Origin of the sequence: Klebsiella sp. CN_Kp066 (assembly GCF_040065135.1) — a bacterium.
Lineage (GTDB): Bacteria > Pseudomonadota > Gammaproteobacteria > Enterobacterales > Enterobacteriaceae > Klebsiella > Klebsiella oxytoca.
In genome coordinates this window covers 134,398-153,439 of record NZ_JBEAIU010000055.1, presented here as the reverse complement: position 1 = coordinate 153,439, position 19,042 = coordinate 134,398, and the positions used below count along the sequence as shown (strand labels likewise).

Here is a 19,042-nt window from a genome sequence, read left to right as displayed (position 1 = left end):
GATTGCGCATAATTCGGGCATAACAGCCTTATGTGCCTCGCTCAGGATCGAAGATCATGAAATTTCTCAGAAAGCTGATTCTCTGGCTGCTGATTGCTCTGCTGGTGGTGATTATTGCCGCTTATTTCCTGCTGCAAACCCAGTGGGGAGGGCGTCAGGCCAGCGCCTGGCTAAGCGACGGTACCGGCTGGAAGGTCTCTTTCAACAAAATGGACCATAATTTCTCTTCGCCACTGCACCTGCAGCTGCAAAACGTCACCCTCGGTCGCGACGGCAAACCCGCCACGCTGGTGGCGCAAACCGTGGATATCGGATTTAGCAGCCGCCAGTTTAGCGACCCGCTGCATGCTGACGAAATCATTCTCAGCGACGGTACGCTAAACTTCTCCCCTTCTTCCGCAGCGCTGCCGTTCGCCGCCGATCGTCTCCGGTTGCGCAATATGGCGTTCAACAGCCCGGAGAGCGACTGGGATCTGAGCGCGCAGCGCGTCACCGGCGGCGTCAGCCCGTGGGCGCCGGAAGCGGGTAATGTGCTGGGCAAGAAAACGCAAATTCAGATGAGCGCCGGGTCGATGACGCTCAACGGTATTGAAGCCAGCAACGTGCTGATTCAGGGGAATATCGATAACGGCGAAGTGACGCTCTCAACCCTCGGGGCGGACGTCGCTCGCGGCACGCTCACCGGCACGGCGAAACGCAGCGCCGACGGCGGCTGGCAGGTCGATAATTTGCGCCTCAACGAGATCCGTCTGCAAAGCGATAAATCACTCGCCGACTTTTTCACGCCGCTGACCACCCTGCCCTCGCTGCAGATTGGCCGCCTTGACGTGACCGACGCCAGCCTGCAGGGGCCTGACTGGGCGATCGCTGGCCTCGACCTTAATCTGCGCAACCTGACCCTGAGCCGCGGCGACTGGCAAAGCCAGGATGGCACGCTGTCGATGAACGCTAACGAGTTTATTTACGGTTCGCTGCACTTCCTCGACCCAATCCTTAACGCCGGATTCTCCCCGCAGGGTATCGCGCTGCGCCAGTTCACCTCACGCTGGGAGGGCGGGATGGTGCGCACGTCCGGCAACTGGCTGCGCGCCGGCCATGCCCTCGTGCTGGACGACACCGCGTTCGCCGGACTGGAATATACGCTGCCGACCAACTGGAAGCAGCTATGGATGGCGCCGCTTCCCGAGTGGCTGCAAAGCCTGACGCTGAGAAAGTTCAGCGCCAGCCGCAACCTCATTATCGATGTTGAACCGGCGTTCCCGTGGCAAATCACCGCGCTCGACGGCTACGGCGGCGAGCTGCAGCTGGTGAAAAACCGCAGCTGGGGCGTGTGGAACGGTAGCGCGACGCTGAACGCCGCCGCCGCGACCTTTAATCGTATTGATGTCCGCCGCCCGTCGCTGAAGCTGAGCGCCAATGCCTCAACGGTGAACGTTAACGAGCTCAGCGCCTTTACCGAGCGTGGGATCCTGCAAGCCACCGCGGCGGTGTCGCAGCTTCCGCAGCGTCAGGTCAACCTGAGCCTGAGCGGTCGCGGCGTGCCGCTAAATATTTTGCAGGCCTGGGGCTGGCCAGCGCTGCCGATATCCGGCGATGGTAATCTCCAGCTAACGGCGACCGGCAGCGTGCTGCCAGATGCGCCGCTGAAGCCAACCGTTAACGGTCAGCTCAGCGCAGTCAATATGGAGAAACAGCAGGTAGCGCAGGTCATGCGCAACGGTGAAGTTACCAGCGCTCAGGCTCCTTCTGCTCCGATAATGTCTACCCCCTAGTTTCCCCTCACCCTAACCCTCTCCCCGCCGGGGAGGGGGAACCGCCCTCTGCACTCTTTATTTTTTATGCCCACACCGATCGACCCCCTCTCCCTTTCAGGGAGAGGTTTGGGGTGAGGGTCATATAATATCCTTAATGGTGAAACCTGTTGCCATTTAGCGGCTATTTGTACCTATTTTCCGCAACCTGTTCCTTTCAAATAGCGGACTTGCTATAACAAAAATACTGGAAGCGAAAAAAATAATTAAAGTCCCTGAACCTATACCCAAAATAATTCGAATTGCTTAAAGGCGGCAAGGGAGTGAGTCCCCAGGAGCATAGATAACTATGTGACTGGGGTGAGCGAGCGTAGCTAACACATAAGCAACTTGAAGTATGACGGGTATACAAAAATAAAGGAACGACCATGTCCGTAATACGTCAACGTATTCTGGAGAATATGCAAAAATTCTCCAGAGCAATGATCGGTGCAGTATTGTTCTTGCCGGTCATCGGCTTAATTTTGGCACTCAGCTCAGTCTTAACCAACCCAACATTAATTTCGGAGACCAGCTTTTTACACCAGCTTGGACAGCTACTCGGCGATACCTTCTGGCCTTTATTCGGCAATCTGGGATTACTCTTTTGCGTCGGCATCAGCTATGGCCTGGCAAAAGATAAAAAAACCGAAGTCGCGCTGGTTTCAGTGATGTGTTTTATTATGTTTCTTGGCGCCAACCACTCCTGGCTGGAGCATACTCACGGCCTGGCGGAAAAAATTAACGGCGAATATTACGGCACCGGGCAAACCCAACTGCTGGGCTTTGTGGTGGTCGATATGGGGGTTTTCCTCGGCATTATTCTCGGCTGCACCATCGCCTGGGTGCATAACAAAGTATCGACTATTGAGCTACCCGGCGCGCTCTCCATGTACGGCGGGGCCAAGCTGACGCTGGTGGCGATGACGCCGGTCATCATTTTCTACGCCATCGCTTTTACCTGGATCTGGCCGTTTATGACCCACGGCATCGCGGCGCTGACCGGCTTTATGAAAAACGCCGGCGTGGCGGGGGTCTTCGTTTACGGCTTCTTTGAAAAATTCCTCATCCCACCGGTCTGCACCACTTCGTCTGGTCGCCGTTCCAGCTCACGCAAATCGGCGGCACGCTGAACGTCGACGGGCAGATAGTCTCCGGAACCCAGGCGATTTTCCTCGCCTATATGCGTCACCCGGATCTGACGCCGGTGATGAACGAGGCGCTGCGTTTCTCACAGCAGGGGATGACCACCATCTTCGGCCTGGCCGGCGCCTCGCTGGCGTTCTACCATACGGCGAAACCGGAGAAAAAAATGATGGCTAAAGCGATTCTGCTACCGGCCATTATCACTTCCATGCTCACCGGTATCACCGAGCCGATTGAGTTTACCTTTCTGTTCGTTTCCCCGCTGCTGTGGGTGATCCATGCTACCTTAACCGCAGCTTCGCAGGCGATTTGCGACATCTTTACCGTCCGTCCGTGGGGCGCCTCGGGGCTGATTGAGTTTCTGATTTACAACCTGCCGCTGCCGGTCGCCCTGACCCGCTGGCCCGGCTACGTGCTCATCGGGATCGGCCAGTTCGCCGTCTACTACGTTATCTTCCGCACGCTGGTCGTTAAGTTGAATCTCAAAACGCCGGGCCGTGAAGATGATGAAAACGTGAAGTTATATAGCAAAGCTGATTATCGTAAAAAAATGGGCGAACCGCAGTCGGTGACCAACGAGATTATTAATGGCTTAGGCGGCAAAGCGAATATTATTTCAGTCGACAACTGTTTTACCCGCCTGCGCGTCGCTATTCACAATATGGATTTAGTTGATGATGCAATATTAAAAAGCACCGGTGCAAACGGCGTAGTACGAAATCGAAATGAAGTTCAGGTTATTTACGGCGTCAAAGTGGGACAGGTCCGTTCCCGGGTTGATAGCTGGCTAGCAGAAAATTAATTAGGAGTTGTTTATGAAATTAACCGTATTAGGCGGGGGCGGCGTTCGCTCTGCGTTCCTGGCAAAATCTCTGGCATATAACGCGCACCGCATTGGTTTAACGGAAGTTGTATTTCTCGACAGCTCCGCTGAGAATCTGGCAATTTTTGGCGAAATCGCCCGCTATGTGTTTAATACGATTCGCCCGGATATTCACTTCAGCGTAACCAGCGACCCGGTGCCGGCACTCAAAAATAGCCACTATGTCATCACCACCCTGCGGGTAGGCGGCGATGAGAGTCGCATTCGCGACGAGCGTATCGCCCTGCAGCACAACACCCTGGGCCAGGAGACCACCGGCGCTGGCGGTTTCGCCATGGCGATGCGTTCCATTCCGGCGATTCTTCACTACTGCCGCCTGATTGAAGAGCACGCCGCCGGAGACGCTATTCTTTTTAACTTCACCAACCCGTCAGGGCTGGTCACCGAGGCGATTATCAAATCCGGCTTTAAGCGCCGGGTGTACGGCATCTGCGACGCGCCTTCGGAGCTGATTCGCGAGCTGCCGGCAATCCTCGGCTGCGACGAGCGCGATCTCGGCGTTGAGTGCTACGGGTTGAACCACTTCTCCTGGTTTACCCACTTCACCGTAAGCGGCGAGGATGTCACCGAGCGCCTGATTACCAGTCCTGAGCTGTATCGTAAGACGGCGATGCAGTATTTTTCGCCGGAGCTGGTTCAGCTATGCGATAAGCAACTGCTTAATGAATATCTTTACTACTACTACTATCGAGAAGTGGCTTTAAAAGCGATTCAGAACGCAGCGGAAACCCGCGGCGAGCAGATTGCCCGTATCAATCACGATATGCGCGAAGAGCTGCGGACCGTGGATGTGAAAGCCAACCCGGAAGCGGCGTTTACCATCTGGATGAAGCACTATCTGCGCCGGGAAAATAGCTATATGCAGAACGAGTCGCAGCAGGAAAAATTCCATACCCGCGAGCCGTTAACCTTAAAGCAGTTTATCGAGGAGCCGGATACCGGCGGCTACGCAGGGGTGGCGCTGGATATTCTGGAGGCGGTCAACAGCACCACCACCAAGCGTATTGTGGTGTCGATGCCCAACAACGGCACGCTGGACTTCCTGCGCCAGGACGACGTGATTGAGATCAGCTGCGATCTCAGTAAAGAGGGCCTGAAGCCGGTGACGCCGAAACATGTGCCGACAGCGCAGAAAAACATGATCGCCAGCGTGAAGGAGTATGAGCGGCTGGCGGTGGCGGCGATTCTGCAGCGGGATAAGTCACTGGCGGTACGGGCGCTGATGGCGCATCCGCTGGTCGGCTCTTATTCGCTGGCAAAAGCGCTTGTTGAAGCTTATCTCGATGATAAGCAGTTCGCCGACTGGCAATAATCCCACCCTCGCGCCACCGCACTCCTCCCGGTGGCGCTGCGCTGACCGTGCTACGGGTTCACCACCGCCTGCGGGGCGGTAGCCCGGACAGGCGCCTCAGGCGCCGCCTCCGGGGATCCCCGTGTGTGTAAACCACATCTTCAGCAGCCGCTCAAACCCGAGTATGCAGTAGCCAAAAAACGGGTTGCTCCAGTAAATATCATCATCGAATTTCTGCGGATCGTGAATAATAAACGCCGTATCCGCCGCCTGCGCCAGCGGGCTTTGATAATCGCCGGTGAAGCAGACCAGATTAATCTTCTTCCCTTCCAGCGCCTTCACCCAGTTCAGCGCCGAACTGCTACGCCCGGATTTGGAAATAATCCAGATCGAATCAAATTTAGCGGCGTTCTTCTGCTCAAGAATTTCGTAATCCGGCCATAGCGCCAGGCTGGCGTTTACCCCGGTCACCAAAAATTTATTGTAAATATACTGGGCGATCAGCTGCGAAAAGCCGCTGCCGTGAATCAAAATGCGATGATGTTGCAGGCTTTCCAGTAGAGAAGTTATCCGCTCTATCGGCTGAATGCTCATGTAGTCGATATCGTTGGTGACATCGAGTTTCGGCATGGTGATATTGAATTTAATAAAATAGACCAGCTCCAGCCAGCCGCTGAATTTCAGTTTCTTCGCCAACCGCACTAGCGAGGAAGGGTTGCTATAACAGTGTTCCGCGACGGCGCGGATCCCCTCGCGCACACATTGCTCAGGGTCATTCTGAATAAAACGCAGCACGGTCATTTCGGTTTTGCTTAGCTTAACGTCACGAAAAATGTTTTCTAAATCCATTCCGGGCTCCTCTCAGCGGTAAACTACGCTATCACCTGACGGCGCGAGTGTCTGTGGGGTGAATCACCAGAATGAAATGAACGTTACTTTTTCAGAAGAAATGGAATAAAAAAACCCTCTCCGCAAACGAAGAGGGCATAGCCTGTAGCCCCGGTAAGCGTCGCGCCACCGGGGAGGATAACCTGAAGCTACATTGCGCCTGTATCCCGGAGGCGGCGCCTGCCGCGCCTTGTCCGTGCTACCTGGCCCACAGGATCCGTAGCCCGGCTAAGCGCAGCGCGAGCCGGGGAGCAGCAGCGCAGATGCATCAGGTTCGGCACATTCCCCGGAGGCGGCGCCTGTCGCGCCTTGTCCGGGCTACGGGTCCGCAGATGGCTGTGAACCCATGCTTCAGGAAGCAAAAACTTACAGCGTGATGGTCAACGCATTGCCCTGCGCGGTCACCACCACGCCCAGCTCACTGCCTGCCTGAACACCGCCCTGCACGCTCGCTACCTGCTGGATATTGCGCAGGCACAGCGTCCAGCCGCTGGCCTCACCGTCACCGCTGACGGTAATGACATTGCCCTGGCGTTTCGCCTTCAGGGTAAAGACCACCGACCCGTCCGCTGCCGGCACCTGGCTGACCGCTTCGCGCCCATCTTCGAGATTAAACAGCTGGAAGGCGGTGCCTTCATTCCACGCGTAGTCCGGTTTCTGGTCATTGTTGCCCAACGCCAGCAGGGTGTTGTCACGCACGTACACCGGTAGGCTCAGCACATCATGATTCTGCTTATGCCAGCGGCTGCCCTGCGCTTCATCGTTGTGCCACAGATGGGTCCAGCGGCCTTCCGGCAGCCAGAACTGGACGTCGCCCGTTTCGCTAAACACCGGCGCCACCAGCACCGAATCCCCCAGCATGTACTGCCGGTCCAGATAGTCGCAGGCCGGGTCGTGCGGGAACTCCAGCATCATCGAACGCAGCATCGGCGTACCGAACTCGTTGGCCAGCGCCGCCTGACGGTACAGATACGGCATCATGCGGCATTTCAGCTGCGTGAAGTGGCGCACCACGTCGCAGGACTCGTCATCGTAGGCCCATGGCACACGATAGGATTTGCTGCCGTGCAGACGGCTGTGGCTCGACAGCAGGCCGAAGGCGCACCAGCGCTTGTAGACATGGGCGGGCGCGGTGTTTTCGAAGCCGCCGATATCGTGGCTCCAGAACCCAAAACCGGACATGCCGATCGACAGGCCGCCGCGCAGGCTTTCCGCCATCGATTCATAGTTGGCGTAGCAGTCGCCGCCCCAGTGCACCGGGAACTGTTGCGCGCCCACCGAGGCGGAACGAGCGAACAGCACCGCTTCTTTCTCGCCAACGGTCTCTTTCAGCACGTTCCACACCAGCTCGTTATAGATGAAGGCATAGTGGTTGTGCATTTTCTGCGGATCGGAACCATCAAACCACTGCACGTCGGTCGGAATACGCTCGCCGAAGTCGGTTTTGAAGCAGTCTACGCCCATCGCCACCAGGCCTTTCAGCTTGTCGGCATACCACTGGTAGGCTTGCGGATTGGTGAAGTCATAAATCGCCAGGCCCGGCTGCCATTTATCCCACTGCCACAATGAACCATCCGGACGTTTCAACAGATAGCCTTTCTCCTGGAGCTCTTTAAACACCGGTGAACGCTGGCCGATATACGGGTTGATCCACACGCAGACCTTCAGTCCTTTCTCTTTCAGGCGTTTAATCATCCCTTCCGGGTCAGGGAAGGTCACCGGATCCCACTCAAAATCGCACCACTGGAAGGCTTTCATCCAGAAACAGTCGAAATGGAACACGTGCAACGGCAGGTTGCGCTCTGCCATACCGTCAATAAAGCTGTTAACCGTCGCTTCATCGTAGTTGGTGGTAAACGAGGTGGTCAGCCACAGGCCGAAGGACCAGGCTGGCGGCAGCGCCGGACGCCCGGTAAACCGGGTATAGCGGTTCAGCACCTCTTTCGGAGTCGGGCCGTCGATGACGAAGTACTCCAGGTATTCCCCTTCGACGCTGAACTGCACCTTCGAGACTTTTTCGGAGCCGATTTCGAAAGAGACGCGCTCAGGATGATTCACCAGCACGCCGTATCCGCGGTTAGTCAGGTAGAACGGGATATTTTTATACGACTGTTCGGTACTGGTGCCGCCGTCTTCGTTCCAGGTTTCGACCGTCTGGCCGTTACGCACCAGCGCGGTAAAGCGCTCGCCGAGGCCATAAACGGTGTCGCCGACGCCGAGATCCAGACGCTCGAACATATAGTTGCGATTCGTTTTGGTATCCTGCACGTAGCCGTCATTTTTCAGCTGGCTACCGGTAATACGCACGCCGTCGCGCAGAAAATCCAGCGACCAGAAATCGCCTTTCGTGACGCGTGCGGTCAAATTGCCGCTTTTCAGCTCGGCATATTCAGCGCCATTATTAATCTCCACGTTCACGTCTTTCAGCACGTTCAGCGGGTAATGCGGGCCGTTGTTCAGTGCGCCCTGGAAGTGCTCCATGCGTACGCCGATCACCCCTTCCTGTGGGGAGAAGAAGCGCACGGTAAAGAGCGGAACGTCCAGCTGGGCGGCGCGTTCGCGAACTTCGCGAGACGCCACATAGACGACCATCTCGTTACCTTGCTGCTCAACCTCATAGACCTGCACGGGTTGGATCAGATTGAGCCCTGGTTGAATAAGCCAGTTTCCATCACTGATTTTCATGAATAGCTTCCTCTTAGTTTTGCAATTCTTTGCCTGTCGGCGCTGAAGTGAAGTCGTGTTCGTTGCGGCGCGCGCCCTGAGCCAGTTCCGCCATCATCTTTTTCAGGAACGGCGTTTTCAGGGTGTAGTAGCGTTTCGCGATAACCGCGCTCAGCAGGTAGCAGACCGCCGGAGCAAGGGTGAACAATGAGATGATGATGGTGATAGTGGCGCTGTTCTGGGTTTTGGCCGCGGCATCGTAACCGCCGCCCGCCAGCATCCAGCCAATCAGCGCGCCGCCCAGCGCCAGGCCCAGCTTGAGCACGAACAGGGTGCCCGCAAAGCTGATGCCGGTCAGGCGTTTGCCGTTACACCATTCGCCGTAGTCGACGGTGTCGGACATCATCACCCACTGAATCGGCGTCACCAGCTGATGAAGCACGCCAATTACGAAGATAAAGGCGAACATGGTGATTTCGGCGTCCATCGGCACGAAGAACATCGCCACGCTCAGCGCCGCCAGCAGAGCATTGGTCCACCAGAAAACGCTGACTTTGCATTTCCAGTCGGTAAGCGGCTTCGCCAGCGCCGAGCCAATCAGGTTGCCGACGCAGTAGGTGGTGAGGAAGGCGGTGAACAGACCCGCGGATCCCATAATCCAGGTGGTGTAGTACATCATCGCGCCGCCGCGAACGCAGACCGCGAGAATATTGAGAATGGTCAGCAGGCCAACCACTCGCCACTGATCGTTGCGCCAGATATCGCGCAGGTCTTCCCGCATCGAGGTAGAGCTCGGCGGCGCTTCGACGCGCTCTTTGGTAGTGAAGAAGCAAAACGCCAGCATCAGGAACGCGATCACCGAGAGCACCGCGATGCCGCCCTGGAAGCCAAACGCTTTATCTTCGCCGCCGATAAAGTTCACCAACGGCATCATCAGGACGGTGGAGAGCATACCGCCCGCCGTCGCCAGCACAAAGCGCCAGGACTGCAGGGAGATGCGCTGCGTCGGATTGTCGGTAATGACCCCGCCCAGCGCGCAGTAGGGGATGTTGACCACGGTGTAGAGCAGGGTCAGCAGCGTGTAGGTGACCGCGGCGTATATCAGCTTGCCGTTATGACTCAGGTCCGGCGAGCTGTAGGCCAGTACGCACACGAGACCGAACGGAATCGCTCCGAACAGTATCCACGGGCGGAATTTTCCCCATCGGCTGCGGGTACGGTCGGCCAGCAGCCCCATGCAAGGGTCGGATATCGCGTCCAGCGCGCGGGCCAGCAGGAACATGGTACCGACATAGCCGGCAGGGATACCAAAGATATCGGTATAGAAAAACATCATATACAACATGACGTTATCAAAAATGATGTGGCTAGCGGCATCGCCCATGCCGTAGCCAATCTTCTCTTTGACGGACAAAATATGATCTTTCATCGCACACTCTTCTCTCAGCGCTACCGCGGATTGGTACCGGTTACATGCTTTGTAACCCATCCGCGCAGTAAGATGAATTGCGATATCTCATAATCAAATTACGTTTCTTGTTTTATGTGATCCCGGTAGCCTGAAAGAGTGTGTAAAAGTGTAAGCCACGGATTTTGCAAAGGAATGTTTCAGAAGGTTCTGTAAAGTCCAGTTTTCGCAGTAAAAAAGTGCGTTGGGGGATGTGGTTAATGCAGGAAAGTAGCTATAATGCGCCCGCCTCCATGTAGCAATCGAGGCGCGGAAGATCGTCATCTCCGGTGAGGTGGCTGGACTTCAAATCCAGTTGGGGCCGCCAGCGGTCCCGGGCAGGTTCAACTCCTGTGATCTTCCGCCAGTTCAATCATTTTTATCCATGTGAACTTATCCAGAAAATCAGCCTTTCGGTTCAATGCCTTTCGCTTTTAGCGCGCTTCTCGCCAGTTCTTTAAACCAGCTCGCGAGACTCACCCCCTCTTCCGCCGCCACGGCATCCAGTTGTTCCTTCAATGCCGGATCAATGCGTATTTTAAACTGCGGAGACTGGCCGCCGCCCTTTGGTTTTTTTTCGCGCGCTATGATGCAGATTACTTATTAATCCCTTATATCCCGTAACATTGGCATCTGGTAAGGCGGAATTCATCATTTTGACAGTACGCTGAAGCGTCTCTGGCAGAATGTCAGGCCGATTAGCAATCAAGTTTCTGCACCATTCATCCTGAATGCAGCGGCTCCATTTTGGTTGATACAGCCCGGCAATCCCCAGGTGCATCAGCAAATCTCTGAGTCGTGCCGGATATAACACACAGGCATCTAAAATCACCGGATAAGGTGAATGTCGCATTAATACATCCCTAAGTCCTGCGCCTGATCGGCCAATGATTGCATCGCGTCCAGGCTCTCCTGTTCCCTGCGTTTCTTATACTCCATAAGATCGGCAAACAACACTCTGCGATGACGCCCCGTTTTATGAAATGGGAGCTTCCTCGCTTCCAGGAGCTTAACCATATGCGGACGAGAGACATTGAGTATATTTGCCGCCTCCTGGGTTGTGAGTTCCGCATGTACGGGAACGATTTGTACCGCATTTCCGCTAGCCAACTCCCCCAATATCTCCATCAGCAATGTCAGCGCACTTGTAGGTAGCTCTATGGTATGAGCTTTATCATCCTCTCCTACAATGGCAATACGCTGTGTTTCCAGCCTGGTGGAAAGATACGCCGCAAGCTCACGCTGTCCGCGCTGCGCAAGTTCGCTCTCCTGGCGATCGGGAAGGTTGAGATGAGTCAGTGTAGTCATATGATTGTCTCCTGTGAGTCATACAGGCGAGTATATTCGAAATATTCGAAATATTCGAAACCCTCAATATTCGAAATAAACGAAAATAAGCCTGCCGATTTCAGATCCCATCTCCCCAGCCAATCATTTCCATCCAATGTTTGCGTTATTCCCTTCACCTTTAAATCCTTACACTAACGGGATAACGTGGCTTAAAAAGGAGACCAATGATGACACCCGAACTCAAACACAGCTTCTCTATCACCATTCAGGTCGACAAACCGGTCATCGTTTCCCGCAGCCCGCAGAGCGGGAAACGTCAGCTGATCCCTATCCTCAGCGGAATCGTACGCGGTGAGCTCAACGGCCACGTCTTACCCGGCGGCGTCGACAGCCAGATCATCGAGCCTGACGGCACCTGCCGCCTCTCCGCGCGCTATGCCTTACACGTGGAAGGAGGCACGGTATATATTGAAAACAACGGCATTCGCCGCCTACCCGAAGAGTATAAAGAACGTCTTTTTGGCGACGATATGCGCTTTTTTAGCGATATACCGCCGGAAGCGATCTATTTTCGTACCGTACCGACTTTCGAAGTGGATGCGCCGGCGCTGCGCTGGCTCACCACCTCGCTGTTTATCTGTTCCGGCGGCCGCTCCCAGGACGGCGTAACGCTCGATTTTTATCGCGTCCGCTGATTTTCACTTTTTCAATATAACTGTTATCGCCGCCGGGCCATTTTTCCCCTACGTGCCGCGGTCTATCCTCAATACATTCAAACGATGAACCTCATTCAAAACCGGAGAGTGTATGAAAGCGATCGCCATTACTCGCGCAGCGACCGAAGGCAGCAACATTCCTTTTTTAACCGACATCGAGCTGCCGCAGCCGGTTGCCGAGGGGCATGATCTGCTGGTTGAAGTGAAGGCCATTTCCGTCAACCCGGTGGATACCAAAGTCCGCGCCGGCTTTAACGCCGATACCCCGCGCGTGCTGGGCTGGGACGCGGTTGGCGTAGTTAAAGCCGTCGGCAGCGCGGTAACCCTGTTCGCCGCGGGCGATGAAGTGTGGTACGCCGGCGCGCTGGGCCGTCCGGGCAGCAACAGCGAGTTTCAGTTAGTGGACGAACGCATCGTCGCCCGCAAACCGCGTTCGTTGGATAACGCCGCCGCCGCCGCGCTGCCGCTCACCGCCATCACCGCATGGGAGCTACTGTTCCACCGCCTTGGCGTAGAGGAAGGCGGCAACGCGGGCGACACGCTGCTGATCGTCGGCGCGGCGGGCGGCGTCGGTTCGATACTGACCCAGCTCGCCAGCAAGCTCACCGGTATGACGGTTATCGGCACCGCCTCGCGTCCGGAAAGCCAGAAATGGGTACGGGAAGCGGGCGCGCATCATGTTATCGATCACAGCAAACCGCTTGCTGAAGAGCTGGCGCGGATTGGCGTCAAAGCGGTAACCCACGTCGCCAGCCTGACCAATACCGACCAGCACTATCCGCAGCTGATCGCCGCTCTCGCACCGCAGGGCAAGCTGGCGCTAATCGACGATCCGCAAACCCTCGACGTGGTGCCGCTGAAGGCGAAAAGCATCTCCCTGCACTGGGAATTTATGTTTACCCGCTCAATGTTCGCAACGCCGGACATGATCGCCCAGCATCAGCTGCTGACCCGCGTGGCGGCGCTGATTGACGACAACACCATTAAGACCACCCTCGGCGAGCACTACGGCGCCATCACCGCCGCCAACCTGCAAAAAGCGCACGCGCAGCTGGAAACCGGGCGTTCGGTGGGCAAAATCGTGCTGGAGGGCTTTTAAGATGAGCGGCGAGGCGATTTCACTTCTCGCGGTGCTGACGGCGAAACCGGGCCACAGCGACGCGCTGCGCCAGGCCCTGCGGGCGCTCCTGTTGCCCACGCGTCAGGAGCCAGGCAACCTCGATTACGCTCTGTTTCAGCTGCGCGATGCGCCGGATACGTTCTATATGCGCGAATCCTGGCGCAATCAGGAGGCTCTGGACGCGCATATCGCCCTGCCGCACTTCCAGGCTTTTATTGCGCAGATGGATAGCCTGCTTGCCGGGCCGCTGCGGCTGGATTATCTGACGCCCGTCGCGCCCTGATATTTTCTGCACTCCGTTTGCGGGGGTGAGCCCATCTTTAACCCTTTGAGCTCTCCCCCTCCCATCGCGCCTCAACCAGGCTACGCTTGATCCTGCCGCTCAAAAAACGCTCTCCCCCTCCGTTTTATTCAACGCCATTATGTAGAAGAGGTTTTGCTATGCAAATCAACGCTATTGGAACGAATTCGGCCAGCCAGCCGTTGGGGTCTATGGCCATCACCCGCCGCGAGCCGGGGCCGGACGATGTGCAGATCGCCATTGATTATTGCGGCGTCTGCCACTCGGATGTGCACCAGGCGCGCTCCGAGTGGGCAGGGACGCTCTATCCCTGCGTGCCGGGTCATGAAATCGTCGGCCGGGTGACCGCCGTGGGCAGCCGCGTCTCCGGTCACGCCGTTGGCGATTTGGTGGGCGTCGGCTGTATGGTCGATAGCTGTAAAGAGTGCGAGGAGTGCCGGGACGGGCTGGAAAACTACTGTGATCATATGGTGCTCACCTATAACGGCCCAACGCAGGATGCGCCCGGCCACACGCTCGGCGGTTACTCCCAGCAGATCGTTGTTCATCAGCGCTACGTGCTGCGCATATCCCATCCCAAAGAACAGCTGGCCGCCGTCGCGCCGCTGCTGTGCGCGGGTATCACGACCTACTCGCCGCTTCGCCACTGGAACGTTGGGCCGGGCAAAAAAGTCGGCATCGTAGGCATCGGCGGGCTGGGGCATATGGGCATCAAGCTGGCCCACGCCATGGGGGCCCACGTGGTGGCCTTTACTACCTCGGAATCCAAGCGTGACGCGGCGCGAGAGCTGGGCGCGGACGAAGTGGTGGTCTCGCGCAACGAAAACGAAATGGCCGCCCATCTGAAAAGCTTCGACTTTATACTTAACACCGTGGCGGCGCCGCATAACCTCGATGCCTTCACCACGCTGCTCAAACGCGACGGCACCATGACGCTGGTGGGCGCGCCCGCCACGCCGCATCCCTCGCCGGAAGTGTTTAATCTGATCTTCCGCCGCCGGTCAATTGCCGGATCGATGATCGGCGGCATCCCGGAAACTCAGGAGATGCTCGATTTCTGCGCCGAGCACGGCATCGTCGCCGATATTGAGCTGATTCGCGGCGACCAGATTAACGAGGCCTGGGAGCGGATGATTAAAGGCGACGTGAAATACCGTTTCGTCATCGACAGCGCCACGCTCGGCGGCTAAGCCCGGCGACGAAAGGTGCGCCGCCACTCCACCGGGCTGACGCCAAAGCGCGCTTTAAACTGCTGACGCCAGGTTACGGCGGAGCGATAGCCCACTTCCTCCGCCACCTGCCCGACGGGTAAATCCCCGGCCTCCAGCAGGATCTGGCTGCGCCGCAGGCGCTCGGCGGCCAGCCAGTCGGCAATGCCCATACCGGTCGCTTTGGCGAAATGGCGGGTCAGGGTACGGCGGCTCATCGCCGCCACCTGCGCCAGCGAATCGAGATTATGCGATTCGCGGATATGCTGCTGAAGATACTCAAGCAGGCCGTTTATCCGCGCGTCGCGGGTGTTTTTCGGTACCGGCTGAGCGATAAACTGCGCCTGTCCTCCCTCCCGGTGCGGCGGGACGATCATCCGCCGGGCGATCTGATTGGCGGCAAGGCTGCCGAAGCGCTGGCGAATGAGATACAGGCAGCAGTCGAGCGCCGCCGCGGTGCCCGCCGAGGTGATGATCCCCTCATCGTCAACGTACAGCGCGTTGATATCCAGCCGCACCTGCGGAAACAGGCGCTGAAAATCCTGCTCGAACTCCCAGTGGGTTGCCGCGCGCCTGCCATCCAGCAGCCCGGCGTAGCCGAGCACAAACGCCCCGAGACACAGGCCGACGATCTGCGCGCCGTTGTTACGCGCGCTAACCAGGCCGTCAAGCAGCGGCTGCGGTGGGCGCTGATTCACCGCCCCCCAGTAAGGCACCACCACAATATCCGCCTGCTCCAGAGTGGAAAAATCGCCGCTGGCGTTCAGCGCAAAGCCGTCGCGAGCGTTCAGCAGCCCGGGGTGTTCGGCGCAAATATGCAGGTTAAAGCGTTTGGTTTCCGAGACCGTATCGCCAAACAGCATACAGGGCACCGAGTAGTGAAACGGACTAAACCCGTCCACCGCCACAATCGCCACTTCCGTCAGTTTCATCGCCCGCTCCGCTTCTAAAAGATCATACTTTCCCCATCCTGCGGGATGCTGACCGCCCCGGCAATCTGATTGTCAGCCACGTACTGGCGCAGCTCATCGCGGCTCAGCAGACAGTGGTTCACCGCTTCCATATGGCTGGCGACGATTTTGGCTTCCGGTAGGGTGAAGTGCGCCTTCAGCACATCCTCTTTGCCCATGATGATCGGCCCAAAACCGATGACGTGCGCATACCCGGCATTCAGCACCACCACCTCAGGGCGCAGCCTGAGCATGTCGGCTTCCACTGCATCGCGCCAGATAGAGTCCCCCACCAGCCACAGGGTTTTCTCCTGCGGATGGCGCAGCACCACGCCGCAGGCCTCGCCCAGGCGCTCGGCCATTGCCGGCACCGCATAGGTGCGGTCGCTGCCGTGCTGGCCCGAGGTGGTTTTTACCAGCGCAACGTCAGCAAACGTGCTGTCCTCAGAGAGCAGACGAATATCGCGAAAGCCCTGCCCGCGCAGTAGCTGAGCGTCGGCCTCATGCTGGACGTAAACCGGCAGGGTTTTGGGGATCGCCGCGATCGCCGCTTCGTCCCAGTGATCCTGATGGGTGTGGGTAACAATCACGGCATCCACGTCAACGATCGCTTCGATGGAAAAAGGCAGGTCCACCAGCGGGTTACGCAACTCGCTGCGCGCGGTACCGGCAAAGCCCGCCCAGGCGTCTTTGGCAGAAAGCATCGGGTCAATGAGAAACTTTTTACCCGCATAATCAATAAGCTGGGTGGCATTACGCACATGGGTGATTTTCATGATGTTCATTCCTCTTCGCGGTCATCTGCTGAACATCGTACGTCCCACAAGCCTGGCGCAATATGGGCGTTTGGGCAATGAACGATGAAATCGGGCCAATCTGCGACGGTTGCCATCGCCGCCCGGCTATGGTGTGCTGAAGGCTTATTTTTCAGAAACAGTGGCGACGATGAAGAAGAAACTCACCTCCGACGACCTGCATGATGCCGAAGTTCTGGCGCATTGTCCGTGGTTCAGTATGCGCAAGGTTGGGATTGATATGGCGCCCGGCGATCGGCGGGATTTTTATTCTATTCACTACCCGCACCCGGCGGTAGGGATTGTGGCGATGCAGGATGACAAAGTGCTGCTGATTCGCCACTACCGTTACCTGATCGATCGGGTGGTATGGGCAATTCCTTCCGGCGGCGTCGATGAAGGCGAAGACCCGCGCGAGGCGGCCCTGCGGGAGCTGCGAGAAGAGACCGGCTGGCAGGCGCAGCACGCTGAAGAAATTATCCGCTATAACCCCTCCTACGGCAGCGGCGATCAGCTGTTTATTACCTGGCTGGCCCGCGATTTGGCCTGGGTGGGAATGGATGAAGATCAGGACGAAGTGATGGAAACGGGCTGGTTTACCCTCGAAGAGATAGGCCAGATGATCGCCCGCGGCGATATGCCGGACGGGCTATCGCTGGTGCCGCTGCTGCATCTGATGGCGCAGCGGCGTACCGGTTTAGCGTAGCGGCTTCAGCATTCGCCAGCGGAACCATAGCTGAGCGACGAGGATCAGCAGGCCGCCGATAATTTTCTGCAGCGGTAGCTGTTCGCCGTACCACAGCGCCGCGGCAATCACCGTCAGCAGCGGCTCCAGCACCATAATAATCGCCGCGCTGGCGACCGCCGCGTACTTCTGCCCCTTCATTTGCAGGCCGAAGCGCAGGCTGGTGGCGATAACGATACTGGCGAGCAGCCAGCCGAAGGTCGGCAGCGTAAACGGCTGATCCCAGCTTTCAACGGCGGCGGAGACCCCCAGTCCAACAATCCCGGTAATGCCGAGCTGCACGGTGGTCAGCGGGATTAGCGGCACCTCGCGGGCGCTTTTGCTGGTGTAGCAAAACCAGATCGACTGCACCAGCGCGGTCAGCAGAAACCAACCCTGGCTGGGGTGAAACGCAATCGGCATATGCAGGCTGAGCAAGCCGAGACCGACAACCGCTATCGGCAGGCACTCCCAGTAGGCCCGCGCCGGCCTCGCCTTCATCATCACCCAGGCGGTAAGCGGCACGAACAGCATCGACAGGCTCATGATAAACACCCCTTCGCCCAGCGACGGGGTCGTCGATACCGAGTAGATCCACAGGCACAGGTTTAAGGCAAACCACAGACCGCTGATTATGATGCGCGGCCAGTGCTCCCTGCCGACGCGAAAGCCGCGGCAGAAAGGCAGCAGCAGCAGCGCGGCGAAGAAAAAGCGCAGACCGAGGAAAGCGAAAACCGGCATACCGGCAATCGCTTCCCGGGAAAAAATCCATCCGCAGGCGGCGATAACCGTCGCGGCTATGAGCAGCAAATCAGCCTGGCGTTGCCGGGTCATCGCCACGTCTCCTTGTGTGAGTGATTACCAGCCGGGCACCGCGCCGCCGTTAAAGATTGTCTCTGCCGCTTTCGCCACTTCCGGCGACTGGTAGGAGTGGATAAACGCTTTGACGTTTTCCGCGTCTTTGTTGTCTTCGCGGGTCACGATGATGTTCACATAGGGCGAGTTTTTATCTTCAATAAAGATACCGTCGCGCACCGGGGAAAGGCCCGTTTGCTGCAGGTAGGTGGTGCTGATGATCGCTACGTCGACCTTCGGGTCGTCGATAACGCGCGGCAGTTGCGCCCCTTCCAGCTCCATAATTTTCAGGTTATGCGGGTTGTCGGTGATATCGACCGCCGTCGGCAGCAGGCCGGTGCCCGCTTTGAGGGTAATCAGCTTTTCCTGCTGGAGCAGAAGCAGCGCGCGGCCCAGGTTGGTCGGGTCGTTCGGTATGGCAATCGTCGCGCCGTCTTTCAGCTCGGTGACGGATTTAATTTTGCGCGAGTAGCCCGCCATCGGGAAGACGAAGGTGTTGCCTACCGCTACCAGGTGATAGTTGTGGGCTTTATTATCCTGTTCGAGGAACGGGCGATGCTGGAAGACGTTGGCGTCCAGATCGCCGGCGTTGGTGGACTCATTGGGCAGCAGCGAGCCGCTAAAACCCACCAGCTCAACGTCGAGGCCATATTTCTCTTTGGCCACTTTCTTCGCCACTTCCGCCACATCCTGTTCCGCGCCGTTAATCACGCCGACTTTAATGTGTTTCGCATCGCTGCCCTTCTGGTCGCAGCCCGCCAGCAGCAGGCCCGCCAGCACCACGGCGGCGGCTGTCCGTAAACGCAATTTCATTGTTATCACCCCGTCAGTCCATAGAAGATCGTTATTATTTTTTCGTCTGAAACTATAACGACTTTGTGGGGAGGTTTTAAACGCAAAAACCGCAACCGGAAATAAAATCATCTTCCCCTTTCTCCCGGGGGCGGCGCGATGCGCCTGCCCGGGCTACGGATT

General features: G+C 57.3%; 17 protein-coding genes, 1 tRNA gene and 1 pseudogene. 9 read left to right on the top strand and 10 right to left on the bottom strand.

Features of this window, described 5'->3' with window-relative positions:
- Positions 1-56: 56 nt before the first annotated feature.
- From ABLV75_RS22785 to ABLV75_RS22775, 3 genes and pseudogenes are all read left to right on the top strand, one after another.
- The gene (locus ABLV75_RS22785) at positions 57-1,772 is read left to right on the top strand and encodes an AsmA family protein (protein WP_004106978.1); all 1,716 of its coding nucleotides are present in this window, start codon (positions 57-59) and stop codon (positions 1,770-1,772) included.
- Positions 1,773-2,179: 407 nt separating this feature from the next.
- Positions 2,180-3,738, top strand: a pseudogene (locus ABLV75_RS22780) (PTS transporter subunit EIIC).
- Between the two features lie 13 nt (positions 3,739-3,751).
- The gene (locus ABLV75_RS22775) at positions 3,752-5,131 is read left to right on the top strand and encodes a glycoside hydrolase (protein ID WP_004106983.1); all 1,380 of its coding nucleotides are present in this window, start codon (positions 3,752-3,754) and stop codon (positions 5,129-5,131) included.
- Positions 5,132-5,227: 96 nt separating this feature from the next.
- On the opposite strand, the gene ABLV75_RS22770 is transcribed toward ABLV75_RS22775, so the two are convergent.
- The 3 genes from ABLV75_RS22770 to ABLV75_RS22760 form a co-directional block, all read right to left on the bottom strand.
- On the bottom strand, positions 5,228-5,959 hold the full coding sequence (locus ABLV75_RS22770) for a MurR/RpiR family transcriptional regulator (protein WP_004106985.1): 732 nt from the start codon (positions 5,957-5,959) through the stop codon (positions 5,228-5,230).
- Positions 5,960-6,364: 405 nt separating this feature from the next.
- A complete protein-coding gene (yicI, locus tag ABLV75_RS22765) occupies positions 6,365-8,683 on the bottom strand; it encodes an alpha-xylosidase (RefSeq protein WP_004106988.1) in 2,319 nt (772 codons plus the stop codon).
- A 13-nt stretch (positions 8,684-8,696) separates the two neighbouring features.
- On the bottom strand, positions 8,697-10,091 hold the full coding sequence (locus ABLV75_RS22760; RefSeq protein WP_004106990.1) for a glycoside-pentoside-hexuronide family transporter: 1,395 nt from the start codon (positions 10,089-10,091) through the stop codon (positions 8,697-8,699).
- 290 nt (positions 10,092-10,381) lie between these two features.
- On the opposite strand from ABLV75_RS22760, the gene ABLV75_RS22755 reads away from it, so the two are divergent.
- Positions 10,382-10,476: transfer RNA gene (locus tag ABLV75_RS22755), tRNA-Sec, on the top strand.
- A 38-nt stretch (positions 10,477-10,514) separates the two neighbouring features.
- Here the strand turns inward: ABLV75_RS22755 and ABLV75_RS22750 are convergent.
- The 3 genes from ABLV75_RS22750 to ABLV75_RS22740 are packed head-to-tail and all read right to left on the bottom strand — an operon-like array spanning position 10,515 to position 11,417.
- Positions 10,515-10,706 (bottom strand): toxin-antitoxin system HicB family antitoxin, encoded by a 192-nt coding sequence (locus ABLV75_RS22750; protein WP_032704797.1) that lies wholly within the window; start codon positions 10,704-10,706, stop codon positions 10,515-10,517.
- Positions 10,648-10,962 carry a hypothetical protein gene (locus tag ABLV75_RS22745; RefSeq protein WP_224226614.1) on the bottom strand — a complete coding sequence of 105 codons (315 nt, stop codon included), beginning with the start codon at positions 10,960-10,962 and terminating at the stop codon, positions 10,648-10,650. Before ABLV75_RS22745 ends, ABLV75_RS22750 begins: the two co-directional genes overlap by 59 nt.
- Entirely contained in the window at positions 10,962-11,417 is a 456-nt protein-coding gene (locus ABLV75_RS22740; protein ID WP_004106993.1) for a helix-turn-helix domain-containing protein, read from the bottom strand. Before ABLV75_RS22740 ends, ABLV75_RS22745 begins: the two co-directional genes overlap by 1 nt.
- A gap of 209 nt (positions 11,418-11,626) precedes the next feature.
- On the opposite strand from ABLV75_RS22740, the gene ABLV75_RS22735 reads away from it, so the two are divergent.
- The 4 genes from ABLV75_RS22735 to ABLV75_RS22720 all read left to right on the top strand — a co-directional run bounded on the left by ABLV75_RS22735 (position 11,627) and on the right by ABLV75_RS22720 (position 14,726).
- Positions 11,627-12,094 carry a DUF3237 domain-containing protein gene (locus ABLV75_RS22735; RefSeq protein ID WP_004106996.1) on the top strand — a complete coding sequence of 156 codons (468 nt, stop codon included), beginning with the start codon at positions 11,627-11,629 and terminating at the stop codon, positions 12,092-12,094.
- A gap of 112 nt (positions 12,095-12,206) precedes the next feature.
- Positions 12,207-13,214, top strand: coding sequence for a zinc-binding alcohol dehydrogenase family protein (locus ABLV75_RS22730; protein WP_004106998.1), 1,008 nt, complete (start codon positions 12,207-12,209; stop codon positions 13,212-13,214).
- A gap of 1 nt (position 13,215) precedes the next feature.
- Positions 13,216-13,518, top strand: a complete 303-nt coding sequence (locus ABLV75_RS22725) for a putative quinol monooxygenase (RefSeq protein WP_004107000.1) — start codon at positions 13,216-13,218, stop codon at positions 13,516-13,518.
- Positions 13,519-13,676: 158 nt separating this feature from the next.
- On the top strand, positions 13,677-14,726 hold the full coding sequence (locus tag ABLV75_RS22720; protein ID WP_004107002.1) for an NAD(P)-dependent alcohol dehydrogenase: 1,050 nt from the start codon (positions 13,677-13,679) through the stop codon (positions 14,724-14,726).
- On the opposite strand, the gene ABLV75_RS22715 is transcribed toward ABLV75_RS22720, so the two are convergent.
- Together ABLV75_RS22715 and ABLV75_RS22710 are read right to left on the bottom strand one after the other, a co-directional pair.
- Complete coding sequence (locus tag ABLV75_RS22715; protein ID WP_004107004.1) at positions 14,723-15,676, bottom strand: helix-turn-helix domain-containing protein; 954 nt, start codon at positions 15,674-15,676, stop codon at positions 14,723-14,725. The two genes, ABLV75_RS22720 and ABLV75_RS22715, sit on opposite strands and share 4 nt — an antisense overlap.
- Positions 15,677-15,690: 14 nt before the next feature.
- On the bottom strand, positions 15,691-16,470 hold the full coding sequence (locus ABLV75_RS22710; RefSeq protein WP_004107006.1) for an MBL fold metallo-hydrolase: 780 nt from the start codon (positions 16,468-16,470) through the stop codon (positions 15,691-15,693).
- 169 nt (positions 16,471-16,639) lie between these two features.
- Between ABLV75_RS22710 and ABLV75_RS22705 the strand changes: the two genes are divergently transcribed.
- On the top strand, positions 16,640-17,194 hold the full coding sequence (locus tag ABLV75_RS22705; protein ID WP_004107008.1) for an NUDIX hydrolase: 555 nt from the start codon (positions 16,640-16,642) through the stop codon (positions 17,192-17,194).
- Here ABLV75_RS22705 and ABLV75_RS22700 read toward each other — a convergent pair.
- A complete protein-coding gene (locus tag ABLV75_RS22700; RefSeq protein WP_004107010.1) occupies positions 17,186-18,046 on the bottom strand; it encodes a DMT family transporter in 861 nt (286 codons plus the stop codon). The genes ABLV75_RS22705 and ABLV75_RS22700 overlap by 9 nt on opposite strands.
- A 24-nt stretch (positions 18,047-18,070) precedes the next feature.
- Positions 18,071-18,880, bottom strand: a complete 810-nt coding sequence (gene nlpA / locus ABLV75_RS22695; RefSeq protein ID WP_017145214.1) for a lipoprotein NlpA — start codon at positions 18,878-18,880, stop codon at positions 18,071-18,073.
- Positions 18,881-19,042: the final 162 nt, after the last annotated feature.

Excerpts from the sequence above, each read along its gene's own strand:
- ABLV75_RS22785 (WP_004106978.1), top strand. The coding sequence starts at position 57 with ATGAAATTTCTCAGAAAGCTGATTCTCTGGCTGCTGATTGCTCTGCTG.
- ABLV75_RS22775 (WP_004106983.1), top strand. The coding sequence starts at position 3,752 with ATGAAATTAACCGTATTAGGCGGGGGCGGCGTTCGCTCTGCGTTCCTG.
- ABLV75_RS22770 (WP_004106985.1), bottom strand. The coding sequence starts at position 5,959 with ATGGATTTAGAAAACATTTTTCGTGACGTTAAGCTAAGCAAAACCGAA.
- yicI (WP_004106988.1), bottom strand. The coding sequence starts at position 8,683 with ATGAAAATCAGTGATGGAAACTGGCTTATTCAACCAGGGCTCAATCTG.
- ABLV75_RS22760 (WP_004106990.1), bottom strand. The coding sequence starts at position 10,091 with ATGAAAGATCATATTTTGTCCGTCAAAGAGAAGATTGGCTACGGCATG.
- ABLV75_RS22745 (WP_224226614.1), bottom strand. The coding sequence starts at position 10,962 with ATGCGACATTCACCTTATCCGGTGATTTTAGATGCCTGTGTGTTATAT.
- ABLV75_RS22740 (WP_004106993.1), bottom strand. The coding sequence starts at position 11,417 with ATGACTACACTGACTCATCTCAACCTTCCCGATCGCCAGGAGAGCGAA.
- ABLV75_RS22735 (WP_004106996.1), top strand. The coding sequence starts at position 11,627 with ATGACACCCGAACTCAAACACAGCTTCTCTATCACCATTCAGGTCGAC.
- ABLV75_RS22730 (WP_004106998.1), top strand. The coding sequence starts at position 12,207 with ATGAAAGCGATCGCCATTACTCGCGCAGCGACCGAAGGCAGCAACATT.
- ABLV75_RS22725 (WP_004107000.1), top strand. The coding sequence starts at position 13,216 with ATGAGCGGCGAGGCGATTTCACTTCTCGCGGTGCTGACGGCGAAACCG.
- ABLV75_RS22720 (WP_004107002.1), top strand. The coding sequence starts at position 13,677 with ATGCAAATCAACGCTATTGGAACGAATTCGGCCAGCCAGCCGTTGGGG.
- ABLV75_RS22715 (WP_004107004.1), bottom strand. The coding sequence starts at position 15,676 with ATGAAACTGACGGAAGTGGCGATTGTGGCGGTGGACGGGTTTAGTCCG.
- ABLV75_RS22710 (WP_004107006.1), bottom strand. The coding sequence starts at position 16,470 with ATGAAAATCACCCATGTGCGTAATGCCACCCAGCTTATTGATTATGCG.
- ABLV75_RS22705 (WP_004107008.1), top strand. The coding sequence starts at position 16,640 with ATGAAGAAGAAACTCACCTCCGACGACCTGCATGATGCCGAAGTTCTG.
- ABLV75_RS22700 (WP_004107010.1), bottom strand. The coding sequence starts at position 18,046 with ATGACCCGGCAACGCCAGGCTGATTTGCTGCTCATAGCCGCGACGGTT.
- nlpA (WP_017145214.1), bottom strand. The coding sequence starts at position 18,880 with ATGAAATTGCGTTTACGGACAGCCGCCGCCGTGGTGCTGGCGGGCCTG.